The sequence below is a fragment of the Bacteroidia bacterium genome, assembly GCA_033391075.1.
Taxonomy (GTDB): domain Bacteria; phylum Bacteroidota; class Bacteroidia; order J057; family J057; genus JAWPMV01.
On sequence record JAWPMV010000001.1, the window covers coordinates 5,522,550 to 5,538,406 of the forward strand.

The following is a 15,857-nucleotide window of genomic DNA, read 5'->3' on the forward strand; positions in this document are numbered from 1 at the left end:
AATATGCATCGTCCTATCACCGTATTTATCATCCTGATAGCTCTCTTGCTTTCCACAGGCTTTGGGCAAAACAGGATGTTTGATTCCGAGGAGATCATTACTATCAAAATAGAAACTCCCCTAAGCGAACTGATTGCAGATCGCAGTGAGGAAGCCCCTGATCAACCAGTCGTTATTTCATATAAGGTTGGTAAAGAAAAGATCATTATAGATGGAGAGATAGCTGTAAGAGGTAACTACCGTAGAAGGCCGGACATTTGCCCCTTTCCCCCTCTCAAACTCAAAATAAAAAAAGAAGAAAGAGCCGGGACCATTTTCGAAGCTCAAAAGAAGATCAAACTGGTCACCCATTGTCAGGGAGAAGAATACCTGATGCGGGAGTACATGATCTACAAGTTCTACAATATGCTGACACCTTATTCCTATAAGGTTCGCCTGATCAAAGTCCAATACAGAGATCGCGACAAAGGCATGCCAGGAATGACTGCCTATGCATTCTTGATTGAAAGTGATAAAGCATTGAAAGAACGATTGGGTGGAAAATTGATCAGTGAAGATGCTCAAATCCCCAGTGCAGAGGTGGCACATGACCAACTCACTTTATTGCATATGTTCCAGTTCATGATTGGAAATCTCGATTGGGGAATCACACAAAGGAAAAATATGAGCCTGCTCAAACTGGAAGCGAATCAGGAGATTATGCCTATCCCCTACGATTTCGATTTTGCAGCTTGTGTACAAGCGCCTTATACAGGTTTGGAGAAAGGATTCGAACGCAGATACTACAGAAATATCTGTAGGACTCGAGCAGAATATGAGACCTTATTTGAGTTCCTGCGATCCAAAAGATCCAAAATGGAGGAACTCTTCATGACTTTCGACCTCATTCCGAAAAGCAAAAGACAGGAAGCGCTGGGATACATCAGTGAATTTTTCAGCATCATAGAGGATGAGCAGAAAATTGAGGATATCTTTCTCAGTTCCTGTCCAAGTAGATAATTTCCTGCAGCAAACAAAGCGGCGAATTTCTGATTATGTTTATAACAGAAATTCGCCATTTTTTTTATGGGTGAATCAAAATCACCAACTTGTATCCGTGATACCTATCCAATTTTCGCATGCAACCGGCTTTCCAGCAGAAAGCTATTCCTATTTTTTCAAACAATTGGAACCTCATCCTGTAAGTTATGTTCCGGTTTTTGGCATGGGTCGATATCGACTTCGAAACTCATGGCGAAACATGATCGAAGAACTCATTGAGGATATAGAGATAAAACATAAAGAGCCGGTTATTGGAATCGGGCACTCCTTTGGTGCAGTCCTGACTTTCTGGGCAGCACAAAAAGCACCCGAACTATTTGAGAAAATCATCCTGATTGATCCTCCTTTGCTGAGCCTTCGAATCAGGTTGTTTTCAGCTATGGCCAGAAGTATTGGGATTGCAGATCAGGTCATACCCATAGCAAGAAATGCAAAGAAACGCCGGGATGAGTTTAGCTCTTTGGATGAAGCGAGAAACTTTTGGAAGCCCAAACGACTATTCAGAAGCTTTCATCCTGAATGCTTCGAAGATTATGTTCAGAGTAGTCTGGTGCCGGATGGTTCTGATTTCACCTTGCGCATTCCTGCTGCCCTGGAGTCCAAAATGTTTGTATACAGTCCGATCAGAATCGGGCACGGAAAATTCGATATGCCGAGCTACTACCTTTATCCGAAAAAAGGAAGTGTAATGGTCGGGACTTCCTTTAAAGAACAAAAGAAGCGATTCAAAAACACTAAATTTATTTCCATCGAAAAAGGCGGACATATGTTTCCCCTCGAATATCCTCATGAGACTGCCGCTTTGTTAAAAGAACTGATCGCCGAGGAATAAAGAATGATTTTCCCATTTTAATATATACCCCTATGAAGGAACAATTCCTCATCCACAAAGTAACTCGTCAAAACGCGCTCGATATTTCTAAGGCTTTCTCTCCAGAGCAACTGAATTTCATTCCACCCGCTTTCAATAATAACCTCATTTGGAACCTGGGACATATGGTCGTTACTCAACAGCGACTGATTTATGGCTTGACGGGAAATAAAATTAACATCGATAAAAGCCTGGTGGAAAAATACCGTATAGGTACATATCCCAAAGAGATCATTAGTGAAGCAGAGATCCTTCTTATACAGGAACTGATGATAAGTACTTCGGATCAGTGTCAAAAGGATTTTGAAGCCGGACTTTTCAAAGAATGCAGAAAATATCCGACCAGCTATGGCTTTGAAATCAAGTCGGTAGAAGACGCTATTCTCTTTAACAATATTCACGAAAGCATGCACCTGGGCAATTTGTTATCCATGAGAAAATTGATCAACTGATAAATTGGGCAACTTTTCGGTTTTGCTATCCTCAAAAGGAAGCCTAAATTTGCTGCCTGAGATGAAATTACTGATTCTGACATCCCGCTTTCCCTATCCCATTGAAAAAGGGGATAAGCTCAGGATATATCACCAAATCAGACATCTTTCACAAAAGCATGAAGTTCATCTCATTGCTATCAGTGATCAGGAGGTTGAAGAAGCGCATCAGCAGCATCTTGAATCTTTTTGCAGCTCTATACACATCTTTCCTATTAGCAAGGGAGGAATAGCATTTTCTTTGTTAAAAGGCCTTTTTGGAGTAGCCCCCTTTCAGGTTCACTATTTTTACCGTAAAAGGATTCACAAAAAAATCCTCAAAATCGCAGAAGAGCTAAAACCGGATCGGATATATTGCCAGCTCATTCGTATGGCTCCTTATGTTAAAGGTCTGGATGCTCAGAAAAGTCTCGATTATATGGATGCTTTTTCCCTGGGTATGAAAAGACGGGCCAAGCATCACGTTGGAATCAAGCAGGTTCTTTTTCGATGGGAGGCATCTAAGTTAAAATCTTATGAGGAGAAAGTCTTTACGGACTTTAACAGTCATTCCATCATTTCTGAGCAGGACAGAGAAGCATTAAATACTCCTTACAAAGACCAAATACAATTGATCCCAAATGGGGTAGATACCGAATTCTTCCAGCCAAAAAAAGAGGAAGCTGAATACGATCTGGTTTTTGTGGGAAACCTGGGTTATTCTCCCAATATCCTCGCTGCTAAATACCTCGCTACTCAACTACTACCAAGAATTAGGAAGGACTTACCTGAAACTCGCCTTTTACTTGCAGGTGCCAGGCCTGTAAAGCAAATATTAGAACTGGAAAAAGAAGCAGGTGTAAGTATCGGAGGTTGGTATGAAGATATACGTGATGCCTATGCCTCAGGAAAAATATTTGTAGCACCTTTATTCTCCGGTTCGGGCCAGCAAAACAAAATACTGGAAGCTATGGCTATGGGGATTCCCTGTGTGAGCACTTCCATTGTCAACAAATCTATTGGAGCAAAATCGCCTAGGGATATTTTATTGGGAGATGATCTCGAAAGCCTGGCAGAGCACTGCATCTTTTTACTAAAAAATCCGGACCATATTCTGATACAAGCAAGCCATGGGAGAGCATTTGTTGAAAATAATTATGCCTGGTCCAGAAGCCATAAGCAATTAGACGAACTTTTTAGCAGAAGTGTAAGCCTTACTCGCTAAAAAACATCAGGATTTTCCTATACCTGAATCATTTACTTGATCCTTGTACATGCGCACTGGATTTTCAGAAGTGTGCATAACCGACTTTGGGCGCTGGGATTTTTGGCTACACCTTTAGTAAGGTGCGGGAAATACATTTCAGGCATTTCCATAAGAAAACTCTAAAAAAATAGTACCTATTGCTCATGCGAGGCAAATTCCCGTACCTTTGAAGAAGTTCATAGCAGTTATATGTTCAATCTAGAATCACAACCCTTGTCGAGATGGCTGATCTTCGGAGTTGCTTTTGCAATTGTGATGGGCTCTATCGGATATTCAAATTATCTCGCAAAAGAACTTTCTGTCAAAGAAAGGGCAAGGATAGAGATGTTTAAGGATGGTTTTGGAATCCTGGAAGCTGAAAATCCTGAAGAAGGTTATTCATTTGCGGTTTCCTACTTTATCCAACACATCATGCAGGACACCATTAGTCGAATTCCCATTGTTCTCCTCAATGAAGACAAGGAAAGTGTCGGTTCTTATGTAGGTCTGGGTCCAGATGTTGATAGTGCAGAAGTTGAAGGGATATTATCAGAACTGAAAAAAGGCTTTGAACCTATAGAAGTAGAATTTGATAAAGACCGCTATCAGTACATTTATTATGGAGAGTCGGATCTCCTCAAGCAACTCAAGTGGTATCCCTATATCCAGATACTGATCGTTATTCTGTTTATTGGTTTTGTTTTTTACGGCTTCATCACCGCCCAGCGCAATGAACAAAATAGAGTGTGGGTAGGATTGGCGAAAGAAACTGCACATCAATTGGGGACACCCGTTTCCAGTCTTATGGCCTGGATTGAATTATTAAAAATAAAGCTGGAAGAAAGTCCGGAAGATCATGAGTTGTTGGAGGAAATGGAGCATGATGTACTCAGGCTGGAAAATATTGCAGAGCGTTTTTCTAAAATTGGTTCCAAGCCTGAATTGATAGAAGTTAAATTAAAAGAAGTCCTTGACCGTTCTTCAGGTTACCTCAAAAAGCGTATGACTCAAAGGGGTAAGATCAAATTATATGTAAATAATGACATTCCCTTAGACAGTACCCTCCACGTAAATCCACAATTGTTTGACTGGGTAATTGAGAATTTATTGAAAAATGCCCTGGATGCCATGCAGGCGAAAGGAGGGGAAATTACCCTCAATGCCGGTGAACAGGGAAAATATTTTTATATAGATGTAATTGATACGGGTAAAGGCATTCCCAAAGGCAACTTTAAAAAAGTTTTTGAACCAGGCTTTACCACAAAAAAACGAGGCTGGGGATTGGGACTGAGTTTGACCAAAAGAATTGTAGAAAATTACCATAAAGGAAAAATCTTTGTAAAAACTTCTGAATTAGAGAAAGGGACGACTTTTCGGGTTTTGTTGCCGAAATAAAGTGCGCATGTTTTCAAGTGTTATAGTCTTATGGTTTCATAGCTATTTGAGCTAAAGAACAATCTACAACACCACAACACGCTATCTAACTACCAGAACACCAGAACACCAGAACACCAGAACACCAGAACACGTTAACACTCATATGAGCCGCATTTTAGCCATAGACTACGGAACAAAGCGCACAGGCCTGGCCTGGACAGATCCTTTGCAGATCATAGCAACAGGAATAGGGAGCTTTGATACCTACAAACTCAAGGATAAAATGCATGAACTATGCAAAAGTGAAGACATCTCTGAGATCGTCTTAGGTTTCCCAACCCGCATGGATGGCAGTGATACGCATTCAACCCAGGCGGTTCGTGAATTTGGAAAATGGATCACTGCTACTTTCCCCAACAAAACCCTTCACTATCGAGACGAACGCTTTACCTCTCAACAAGCTTTCCAAACCATGATCGATGCCGGCCTCAAAAGAAAAAAGCGCCGTGACAAGCATTTGGTCAATACGATAAGCGCTACAATCATTTTACAAGATTTTTTAAAAGAAAGAGAATAAGAAGTGCTCTTGTGTTCAGGTCTTCTAGTATTCTCGTTATTGTTTCATTCTATCTCATCACCCAACTACAACACTAAAACACCACAACACTCCCTTCCCTCCCAAACACCAGAACACATCCCTCCCTCTTGCTTCTTCCCTAAAAATGCCCCAATTTTACGGTCCGAATCGAAGAGGACCAGAAGGACCATATATGATCTTACCAATTGTTGGCTTTGGCCACCCCGCTTTGCGAGAAGTAACACAGGAAATCAGCCCGGACTATCCGGAACTGGCCGAGCTGATCGCCAATATGTTTGAAACCATGTACAATGCCAATGGTGTGGGTATCGCAGCGCCTCAGGTAGGGCTTTCTATTCGGATGTTTGTGGTAGATGGTTCGCCTATGCAGGATATGGCCCATGAAGGGGAAATCATGGAAGGCTTTAAAAAAGTATTCATCAATCCTAAAAAGGTCGAAGAATTTGGGAAAAAATGGGACTTCGAAGAAGGTTGTTTGAGTATTCCAGATATCCGGGAAATGGTAAGCCGACCTGACACCCTGACTATAACTTATTTCGACGAGAATTTTAAAGAGCATACGGAAAGCTTTACTGGTTTAAAGGCGCGTATCCTTCAACACGAATACGATCACCTGGAAGGAAAACTTTTCACAGATTATGTTTCTGCTTTCCGTCGCCAATTGGTAAAGAAAAGACTCAACAAAATTTCCAAAGGGGATATCTTCACTGATTATCCCATGAAGTTTGGAAAATAAGACCTGAGCAGCCAACCTACCTTAATTTTATTTCTACATTATTTTGAAAAAGGAAGAGCATTCCTGATCTTATATCTATGTCCGACCCCAGGCAAAAAACACAAAAAACCCTCAAGCTGGACAGGCGATATGTCTGGATGGGACTCGGACTCCTTAGCTTGCTTCTCAATGCCATTTTCAGATCCAATCCCTATTTTACAGAAGTAGTTTACTCCCGGGGGATTTTTCTCCTCTTTCGCTGGATTTGGGATTATACCCTTGGCCTACTCCCACTTCCCTTACTTTACATCATTGCCCCCCTGCTTGTCTTTTTTCTCATCAGAAGTTGGAGGAAAGGAAAGCCTCATCGACAAGAGCGCCCGCTTAAGAATAGAATAGGGAGTCTTTTGATCAGTATCCTGGGACTGGCAGGCGCTGCAGTATTTCTCTTCTATTTCATGTGGGGCTTCAATTACAACCGCCTTCCGGTTGCTCAACAGCTAAAGCTCAATATCACAGAACTTACAGACGAGGAAGTAGAAGTAGAATATCATCGGGTAACAGAGCTTTTATTAGAGGCAAAAAAAGACCTGAGTCAGCTAAGTAGTGATTTTTATAATCAGGCTTTAATTGCTAAAAAACCGGACTGGGAAGATGAGTTGAAGGAAGCCTTTGCAGATAGTTCAGGAGTTAGCTATCGTGATTTCAGGATCGCTCATGAAGAAGAATTTCTGGAATTATACAAAAGTGATTTTTTTCTGGACATCAGTGACTCTGTAAACGCCCATATTTACAACTTCAATGAATTGCAAAAGGAGGTTCGCGAAGAACTAAAAGAAGTTCTGACCCAATACAATTACCCCATAGCTGGTCGTCCCAAAGCTATTGTCCTAAAGCCCAAAGGATTTTTACTTCAATTGGGAGCAAAGGGAATCTACATTCCCTATGTAGGTCAGGGACATTTAGATGCTGGCATCACCAAAGTGAGCATTCCCTCTACCATGGCCCATGAATTGGCCCATGCCTACGGATTTGGAAATGAAGGCATTTGTAATTTCTGGGCTTTTCTCGCTTGCACCAAAAGTGAATCTCCCCTCATCCGTTATTCCGGTTACTTCAATTATTGGAGACATGTAGCCAATTTATATGCGAGTCGCGATCCGGAAGGATTTAAATGGGCCTACAAAAAAATTCCTTTGAGCATCCTGATTGACCTCAATGCCAACAGAAATGTAAACATCAAATACCCCGGATTCTTCCCAAAATTTTCTCAGGAGTTTTATGAAGAGTATCTCAAATTTCAAGGTATAGAGGAAGGAAGAAAAAGCTATAGCATGGTGGTTAGCTATGTAGTTGCCCAAACCCAAAAGCAAGCAAATTCTCCCGAATAGAAAATCTCTCCCTAACAATCGACGACTGGATTGCATGGATGATCGAAGAATTGTTAATTTGATCCTCTAACCTAAATCTATCGCAAATGAGAACGACGCTTGTTCTATCCCTTTGGATAACCGCATTATTTATTGGATGTACGACTGCTCAGCAGGTCTCCCAGTCTCCTACTCCTTCTAATACGCCTCAAAAAGACCCCTATACCGCAAAAACTGAGAATCTCAAAGCCTATGAGGGCTATTTTGAATTCTTTTGGGATGAAAAAAGTGGAAAGCTCATGTTAAGCATAGACAAATTTGATAAGGAATTTCTCTATGTAAACTCTCTTACAGCAGGAGTTGGCTCAAATGATATTGGATTGGATCGCGGGCAATTGGGAAATACTCGGGTAGTGAAATTTATCCGAAGTGGTCCCAAGGTGATGCTCATACAACCCAATCAACGCTATCGAGCAGTAAGTAATAATGCAGATGAAAAACGTTCTGTGGAAGAGGCATTTGCTCAATCTGTTATCTGGGGAGCGAAAGTTGAAGCAGAAAAAGATGGAAAGGTCCTCGTAGACCTCACTCCTTTCCTCATCCGTGATTCACACAATCTCAGCGGAAGATTACAAAGAGGCAGACAAGGTTCTTACAGATTGGATGGGAATCGCTCTGCGATCTACCTTCCTCTCACCAAGAATTTCCCCAAGAATACGGAATTCGAAGCCTTACTTACGTTCTCCGGAAATCCACAAGGTTCACAAATCCGCTCCGTAGTTCCCAGCGCTGATGCCGTAACGGTACGTATGCACCACTCTTTTATAGAACTGCCAGATGATAAGTATAGCCCAAGAAAGTTTGATCCCAGATCAAGTTTCAATGCCATTCGCTATCAGGATTATGCAACTCCCATTGATGCTCCCCTGGTTAAGCAATTTATTCGCAGGCATAGGTTAGAGAAAAAGAATCCCAATGCAGCTATCAGCGAAGCTGTAGAACCGATCGTATACTATGTAGATCGAGGTGCCCCGGAACCCATTCGTTCGGCCTTGATCGAGGGAGCACAATGGTGGAACCAGGCTTTTGAAGCTGCAGGTTATGATAATGCTTTCCAGGTGAAAGTCATGCCTGAAGGAGCCGATCCGATGGACGTTCGATACAACCTCATTCAGTGGGTGCATCGCTCTACCAGAGGATGGTCCTATGGAGCTTCTGTTTCTGATCCTCGTACGGGTGAGATTATCAAGGGACATGTATCTCTGGGTTCATTGCGGGTAAGACAAGATTTCCTGATTACTCAGGGTTTGGTTAAAGCCTATGAAGAAGGCAAGCCCGTCTCTCCAGAAATGCTCAAACTAGCATTGGCACGTTTGCGTCAGCTTTCTGCCCATGAGGTAGGACATACCATTGGTCTGATGCACAATTTTGCAGCCAGCGTAGATGGTAGAGCTTCAGTCATGGATTATCCTCATCCCCTTATTTTGATGGACGAAAACGGAAATCTCGATTTCTCAAAATCGTATGACGTAGGAATTGGATCTTTTGATAAAAGGAGCATCATCTTTGGCTACCAGGATTTCCCGGAAGGAACAGATGAAGCTGCTGAATTAGAAAAGATTCTGAAAGAAACTTATGGCGCGATGAAATTGAATTTCATTTCGGACCAGGATGCCAGACCCAGAGGGGGAGCCCATCCACTTGCTCACCTTTGGGACAATGGGCGCAGAGCTTCTGAAGAACTGGATCGCATGCTGGCACTGAGAAAGCAGGCCATGAAAAACTTTGGTGAACACAATATCCCAGAAGGAGAAGCTATGGCGATGTTGGAAGATATACTGGTTCCCATCTATTTCTCTCACAGATATCAGGTAGAAGCTACCGCCAAAGTATTGGGAGGCATATATTATACCTATGCCGTTCGAGGAGGAGACCAGGTTCCGGTCCGCATGATCAGCGCAGCCACCCAAAAAGCAGCTTTCAATTCTCTGATTAATAGCCTGAGACCAGAAAATCTGGAAATTCCGGAGAATATTCTTCAAATGATTCCCCCCAGACCTGTAGGTTATCCCAGAGGCAGGGAGCATTTCAAAATCAAAACTGGTTTTACCCTTGATCCCCTAGCAGCAGCAGAAGCAGCTGCAAACCATACCCTGGCCTTTATGCTGGATGCCCAAAGAGCCAATAGGCTGGTCGAATTTGCAGCCAGAGATCAAAGCTATCCGGGTTATGATGAAATCATTGATGACTTGATTTCAGGGCTTTGGAAAATGGAAACCAAAAGTTCCTATCACGAAGAGATTCTCAGACTGGTTCAAAGCAGAAGTCTGCAACATATGATGGTATTGGGAAGACAGGAAAACGCAACCCCTCAGGTTCGATCCATCATCAATTTCAAATTGATGGGTCTTTCCAAATGGCTGGAAAATCGCTTGGATAATCTGAGCGACGGTGGACAGGCAGCACATTATTATATGAGCATGCAACTCATAGAAGCTTATCTGGATGATCCAGAAGAATGGGAAGCACTACCGGTGATTCGTATGCCGGATGGTAGCCCGATTGGAATGGATTGCCAGAAATGGGGAGAAGACCTGGATTAGGCTTCGCTTTTTGCAAATTTCTTCGCAAAGTAGCGCTTATATACCGGCTTTCTCCACAAAAATTGTAAGTAAAGACCCGGATATAGAAGGGCTCCCATAAATGGACTGGAAGGGATGAAGTGAATATCATCAACTATGATGGAATTCTCTCCATCCTTTTCTACTATATGGTTATGTTCCCAGCTTTTGATAACAGAGGGAAGCTTTCTTCCTTCATCGGTAAACCAGGCCATCTTTTGCAAAACCTGGTCATCGGTGATTTTGACGATCCATTCTTGCTTAAAGATACCCAGTATCCTAAGCTTCAGGTGTACGACATCCCCTTTACTAGAACCATCAAAGCGGAGAAGCTGTATATTTACAAGTGGTGGTGCAAGTGCTTCAAATAAATCCCTATCGAAAGCCCGTAGTACATCTACATAATTTCCTTTCACAGGAGTCCTTAAACAAATTCGCATATAAAGAACAACCACAAATACTATGCGAGTGTTTCGATCGGAGAATTTGTACCTTTGCAGGGAAGTAAGAATACAGCCACTTATTGCCAATAGATAGAAGGAACATGTACGCTGAAATAATCAAAGAAAAATTTCCCCAGGATGAAAAAAACGGGCTCTATCGCGTCCCTCAATTACCCGCAGTAAAATTGGGGAAACTCCTCATCAAGGATACCCGAATTTCAAGCCCCAATGATGTTTTGGCGATGCATGAATTCTCGACGATGTTTAGTAGTGGAACCCTGATTCTGACCAAAAATCGTTGCTTTTATCCCGATGGTTTCTTCGAATTAGAGGACATAAAAGAAATACAAATAGAGGGCAACAAATTGACAGTATTTGCCAATCAGCAAACCCAATTTATCCCGCATAAGCTTTCAGTCAAAAACGAACAGGTTGCCAGAACCCTCCACCGCATTTTTGAACAAATTGCACACAAAGACCTGAAAGCAGAAACCCTGGTTAATAATACTTATGAAGGTTTCAGCAATACAGAATTAGATTGGCTAAATCTGCGTGATGAGATCATGAAAACCATTGATATGCTCTATGATCGCTACAATGATGGAAAGCTGAATCTCATGGAGTATGAGGAAAAGAAAGAGGAATTGCTGCGGAGGCTTTAGAAGAAGTGTTTTAGTGTTGTAGTTCAGGAGTTTAATGAAAGTCAACTATAACACGACAACACTATAACACATTCAATATGAAACCAAAAATAATCGACACCCATTCCCACCTATACAGCTCTAAATTTGACAAGGACAAAGAAGAGGTAATAAACCGAGCCAAAGAGGTGCTGGAAGCTGTCTTTTTACCCAATATAGATCGATCCTCTATTGAAGGCATGCATGCACTTGCCGATCACTCTCCGGATTTCTTTTATCCAACTATGGGTCTGCACCCATCGGATGCAGGTGAAGATTATGAAGAAGTCTTGGCGGACCTGAAAGTGTGGTTGGATAGCGGAAAGTATAGTTATTATGCAATAGGTGAAACCGGAATTGACCTGTATTGGAAGGAGAATATAGCACGTAGAGAATTTCAGGAGGCTAGTTTAGCGGTCCAAACCGGCTGGGCCAAATCCTATGGTTTACCTATCATTTTGCATACCAGGGAAGCTACGGATGTAGTCATTGAGTTGATGCAAAAACACAATGATGATAGCCTGAGTGGAGTCTTTCATTGTTGGGATGGGGAGTGGGAACAAGCTCAAAAAGTCATGGAACTGGGAGGTTTCAAAATGGGGATTGGCGGAAATGTAACTTACCGAAAAAGCGTACAGGCAGTAGTGAAAGAAATTCCCCTGGAATATATCGTGCTGGAAACCGATAGCCCCTACCTGGCTCCAGAACCATTCCGAAAAGCCAAAAACCGTCGAAATGAAAGTAGCTATACGACTTATGTAGCAGAAAAAGTGGCCGAAGTCAAAGGCATCAGTTATGAAGCGGTAGCTGAACAAACCAATCAGAATGCCAAAGAACTATTTCAGCTAAACCAGAAGATTTCCTAATTTCAGGCTTAACACCCTAGCTTATGTTCTCTTATATTGTACTTATTTTGCTCCTGATCAACATTGGCGTAGAAACAAGAGCCAAAAAGAGAAGTACGATCCTCTATGTGCTCCTGGCCCTGATCCTTTGGTTTGGTTCTCAGGAATTGATCCTGTATTTATTGGGGGATGTACTCAAATTTGAAGAACCCAGTGAGGGTTTCAATGCGATTCTCGTTTCCGTTGTCTCTATACTCCTTTGTCTGGGACTTTATGGATTTTTGAAAAGTAGAAAAACACCTGAATAAAGCTCCGGGAACAGAGTTCTGAAAGTAAAATCGTCACAACCATGGTCTTAGCTATAATAATAGCTGGCTTTGTCAGCTTATTTATCGTCTCGGATTTTATGTATAAGAAAATTGATAAGGATAAAGAAGGCTCCGATGATTTCACAGATTATTGGGACGAAAAGATTGACAGAATTGGGCGAAGTACAAAAAGAAAATAAGACGATCTCCTATCCTTATCTCAGAATTAACACTGATGTCAGGTTTTTTACTCATACTTATCCTCCTTCTCTTCCTATACCTCTTCCTGGCTCCAAACAAAGTTGAGGAAAGTGAAACCTCCCTTCCTACAATCTGGGACGAAAAGATAGATAGAATAGGAAAAGAAGATAAAATGGAATAAAAAAAATATTTATCTTAGGGTATATAATTGCACATCCATGTTGAACTCCTCCTTGTTTATAGGCCTGGGCTTTTGCCTGCTAATCTTATACTTGTTTTACCATAATATCGTGGAAACGCCTAAGTTGCCCAAGAGTCTTATAGAGAAAATTGAAGAGATAGGTCATGAAGAATAAGCATCTAAAACTGCTTATTTGATGCGAAACCAAAAGAAATCGGAAACATAATAAACACGCACACATGCTAGGAATAATCATTGTCATCTTGCTTGCCAGAGCTATTGGAAAAAGAGCTGTGGACAAAGGGCTTAATCGAAATCTGTATTGGTTTTATGCAGTATTAAGCTGGTATGGCGGGCAGGTTATAGTCGCCACTATCTATTACCTCATCTATTTTCTGGCTACAGATCTGGACCCCAGCGACCTTTCCCTCAATCTCATCGGCCTTGTAGGTGGAGCAATCTCCTACTATCTCCTTTATCGCTACGTGGACAATTATTCATCCAGCAGAAGTGAGCTGGATCTGGAAATGAAAATCCATGAATTGGGAAAAGATAGCGAGGAAGAAAATCGAAGCAGCTTCTAGAAACCGATATTCCCGATATAATTATCCGGCCTTAGGGCACGGAGTTCAGCTTTCACTTCTTCGCTTACATCGAGTCCTTCAACAAATTCAGCGAGGGAGGCTTCATCTATGCCGCTTTTTCCACGGGTGAGGGCCTTCAAGGCTTCGTATGGATTAGGATATGCTTCTCTGCGCAAAATGGTTTGGATTGCTTCTGCCAGTACCGCCCAGTTTTTATTTAGATCAGCAGCAATTGCATCCTGATTTACCAGGAGTTTACCCAAACCTTTTTCTAAAGAAAGCAGTGCCAGAAAAGCATAACCTACGCCTACGCCTACATTTCGCAGGATGGTCGAATCTGTCAAATCTCTCTGCAAACGGGATACAGGTAATTTGCGACTCAAAAACTCTAATAATGCAGTAGACATACCGGCATTTCCTTCTGCATTCTCAAAATCAATGGGATTTACCTTATGAGGCATAGCAGATGATCCCACTTCTCCTGCTTTGACTTTTTGGCGAAAATACTCACTGCTGATATATAGCCACACATCCTGACAAAGGTCTATGAGTATGGTATTGATTCGCTTGAGGCAATCAAAGATTCGCCCCAAACCATCATAATGTTCAATCTGCGTAGTAGGGAAAGAACGGGACAGCCCCAGACTTTCCTCTACAAAAACTTTTGCAAACTGATGCCAGTCCTCAGAGGGATAAGCAACATAATGAGCATTCAAATTCCCGGTAGCTCCTCCAAACTTGGCGGGAAAAGGAAGTTGAGACAATTCCTGTATATGCAAGGCCAGACGTTTGGCAAAAACTTTAAACTCCTTCCCTAAGGTAGTGGGAGAAGCCGGTTGCCCATGTGTCCTTGCGAGCATAGGAATCTCTTTCCATGATTCTGCATATCCATTCAGCACTTCCAGAACTTTATGGATTTGAGGTAAATAGACTTCCTGTAAAGCATCTCTCAGCATCATCGGAGATGCTGTATTATTGATATCCTGAGAGGTGAGTCCGAAATGAATAAACTCTTTATTACGGATCAGATTTGCTTTGCCAGATGCATCGATGTATTCTTTGATGAAATACTCTACCGCCTTCACATCATGATTGGTAACGGATTCGATTTCCTTTATCCTGCTCGCCTGATCTGTGCTGAAGTCCTGGTAGATGTTTCTCAAAAATTCCTTATCTCCTTCCTCCAATTTACTCAAAGGCCTGATCCCGGTCTCATGCAAAGAGATCAGGTATTCAATTTCTACCAGTACCCGGTATTTGATTAAAGCATATTCAGAGAAAAAGGGAGATAGAGGAGAAAGTTTTTTCTGGTATCTACCGTCAAGGGGGGATAAAGCGGTAAGCGGATGGAAGTTCAGCATAGTTGGTGTCTGCAATGAAAGGACAAAGGTACTACCCATTCCCCATTTTTGCACTACCTTTCACCTATCCGATTGAGCTCTCCCTGATTCATAAAAGAAAAACTCCGCATGGTAGAATCCGTCCAGGTATTGAGCTCCTTGCAGTGATCCTGATAAGGCATCCAGATCACCAATTGGAAGAAGTAATCATAATTCTCATAAACGGCAATGCGGTAGAAAACCGGAATATCTCCCCAGTTTTTGCTTCGCGCATAATAGTCTCCGGCACGCAAACTCAAATCCGGGCCCAATTGATAGTCCTGTTCAGTTTCCAGGACGAGGCTGTCTACATCACTGAAGACTGTACTCTCTACAAACTTGAAATAACTTTTTTGTTTGAGACGACGCCTTTTGATCTGACCGAGGTTCTCTTTTGCATCTTCAATCCCAATAACATAGAGGTTGCTAAGGGTATCATAGTATTGAAGACTTGCATAATCATGCATGTCATAGCCACTCTTTAACCGTGAAGGCAAATCTATCGTATAAAGATCTTCAATGGTAACTGACTGTAGATCAAATACTTCAACTTGCTCTTCACAGGCTGCGCAGCTTATGAAGAGAAGGAGAGCTATATGGGTATAGCGTTTCACTGAAACAATTTACGTGAAAAAAGACAATTAATTGCGCTATGGGCCGCAAATATTAACGTGATTTAATTAATTTGAGATCCTTCTATTTTTGGATTTTTCTTACAATGGGGTATCTGAAGCTTTTGGTTTAATTTTTGCTGTGTCCCAGCTAATACACCAACGAATTTCTCCATTTTGGACCTAAAATTGAGGCTTTAGGAATAAATGAATGGTTTTAGAGACAAGTTTTATGCATTCTTTACGCATTTCTTTGATCTATTACGCAATAGTAGTTTTTCAAAAACGTTAAATTTACCGTAGTTTCTTTTCACAC

At 41.8% G+C, this 15,857-nt stretch carries 17 protein-coding genes; 14 read left to right on the top strand and 3 right to left on the bottom strand.

What is annotated here, in order from left to right:
- Positions 1–3: 3 nt before the first annotated feature.
- From R8P61_21960 to R8P61_22000, 9 genes are all read left to right on the top strand, one after another.
- Positions 4–999 carry a hypothetical protein gene (locus R8P61_21960; protein ID MDW3649752.1) on the top strand — a complete coding sequence of 332 codons (996 nt, stop codon included), beginning with the start codon at positions 4–6 and terminating at the stop codon, positions 997–999.
- Positions 1,000–1,096: 97 nt separating this feature from the next.
- Complete coding sequence (locus R8P61_21965; GenBank protein ID MDW3649753.1) at positions 1,097–1,873, top strand: alpha/beta hydrolase; 777 nt, start codon at positions 1,097–1,099, stop codon at positions 1,871–1,873.
- A 32-nt stretch (positions 1,874–1,905) separates the two neighbouring features.
- Positions 1,906–2,364 carry a DinB family protein gene (locus R8P61_21970; GenBank protein MDW3649754.1) on the top strand — a complete coding sequence of 153 codons (459 nt, stop codon included), beginning with the start codon at positions 1,906–1,908 and terminating at the stop codon, positions 2,362–2,364.
- Between the two features lie 61 nt (positions 2,365–2,425).
- Positions 2,426–3,607 carry a glycosyltransferase gene (locus R8P61_21975; protein MDW3649755.1) on the top strand — a complete coding sequence of 394 codons (1,182 nt, stop codon included), beginning with the start codon at positions 2,426–2,428 and terminating at the stop codon, positions 3,605–3,607.
- A gap of 231 nt (positions 3,608–3,838) precedes the next feature.
- Positions 3,839–5,023: a HAMP domain-containing sensor histidine kinase gene (locus R8P61_21980; protein ID MDW3649756.1), complete on the top strand. Its 1,185-nt coding sequence runs from the start codon at positions 3,839–3,841 to the stop codon at positions 5,021–5,023.
- Positions 5,024–5,168: 145 nt separating this feature from the next.
- A complete protein-coding gene (gene ruvX / locus R8P61_21985; protein ID MDW3649757.1) occupies positions 5,169–5,582 on the top strand; it encodes a Holliday junction resolvase RuvX in 414 nt (137 codons plus the stop codon).
- A gap of 193 nt (positions 5,583–5,775) precedes the next feature.
- Entirely contained in the window at positions 5,776–6,339 is a 564-nt protein-coding gene (gene def, locus R8P61_21990; protein MDW3649758.1) for a peptide deformylase, read from the top strand.
- A gap of 77 nt (positions 6,340–6,416) precedes the next feature.
- On the top strand, positions 6,417–7,709 hold the full coding sequence (locus R8P61_21995) for a DUF3810 family protein (GenBank protein ID MDW3649759.1): 1,293 nt from the start codon (positions 6,417–6,419) through the stop codon (positions 7,707–7,709).
- Positions 7,710–7,795: 86 nt separating this feature from the next.
- Positions 7,796–10,291, top strand: a complete 2,496-nt coding sequence (locus tag R8P61_22000; protein MDW3649760.1) for a zinc-dependent metalloprotease — start codon at positions 7,796–7,798, stop codon at positions 10,289–10,291.
- Here the strand turns inward: R8P61_22000 and R8P61_22005 are convergent.
- The gene (locus tag R8P61_22005; protein ID MDW3649761.1) at positions 10,288–10,725 is read right to left on the bottom strand and encodes a hypothetical protein; all 438 of its coding nucleotides are present in this window, start codon (positions 10,723–10,725) and stop codon (positions 10,288–10,290) included. The two genes, R8P61_22000 and R8P61_22005, sit on opposite strands and share 4 nt — an antisense overlap.
- A gap of 128 nt (positions 10,726–10,853) precedes the next feature.
- Between R8P61_22005 and R8P61_22010 the strand changes: the two genes are divergently transcribed.
- The 5 genes from R8P61_22010 (at position 10,854) to R8P61_22030 (ending at position 13,551) form a co-directional block, all read left to right on the top strand.
- A complete protein-coding gene (locus tag R8P61_22010) occupies positions 10,854–11,414 on the top strand; it encodes a hypothetical protein (protein MDW3649762.1) in 561 nt (186 codons plus the stop codon).
- A 77-nt stretch (positions 11,415–11,491) separates the two neighbouring features.
- A complete protein-coding gene (locus tag R8P61_22015) occupies positions 11,492–12,298 on the top strand; it encodes a TatD family hydrolase (GenBank protein MDW3649763.1) in 807 nt (268 codons plus the stop codon).
- A gap of 23 nt (positions 12,299–12,321) precedes the next feature.
- Positions 12,322–12,585, top strand: coding sequence for a hypothetical protein (locus tag R8P61_22020; GenBank protein ID MDW3649764.1), 264 nt, complete (start codon positions 12,322–12,324; stop codon positions 12,583–12,585).
- A gap of 41 nt (positions 12,586–12,626) precedes the next feature.
- A complete protein-coding gene (locus tag R8P61_22025; protein MDW3649765.1) occupies positions 12,627–12,785 on the top strand; it encodes a hypothetical protein in 159 nt (52 codons plus the stop codon).
- A gap of 421 nt (positions 12,786–13,206) precedes the next feature.
- The gene (locus R8P61_22030; protein MDW3649766.1) at positions 13,207–13,551 is read left to right on the top strand and encodes a hypothetical protein; all 345 of its coding nucleotides are present in this window, start codon (positions 13,207–13,209) and stop codon (positions 13,549–13,551) included.
- On the opposite strand, the gene purB is transcribed toward R8P61_22030, so the two are convergent.
- Positions 13,548–14,951 (bottom strand): adenylosuccinate lyase, encoded by a 1,404-nt coding sequence (gene purB / locus R8P61_22035; GenBank protein ID MDW3649767.1) that lies wholly within the window; start codon positions 14,949–14,951, stop codon positions 13,548–13,550. The two genes, R8P61_22030 and purB, sit on opposite strands and share 4 nt — an antisense overlap.
- Positions 14,952–14,965: 14 nt before the next feature.
- On the bottom strand, positions 14,966–15,544 hold the full coding sequence (locus R8P61_22040) for a hypothetical protein (GenBank protein MDW3649768.1): 579 nt from the start codon (positions 15,542–15,544) through the stop codon (positions 14,966–14,968).
- Positions 15,545–15,857 lie beyond the last annotated feature (313 nt).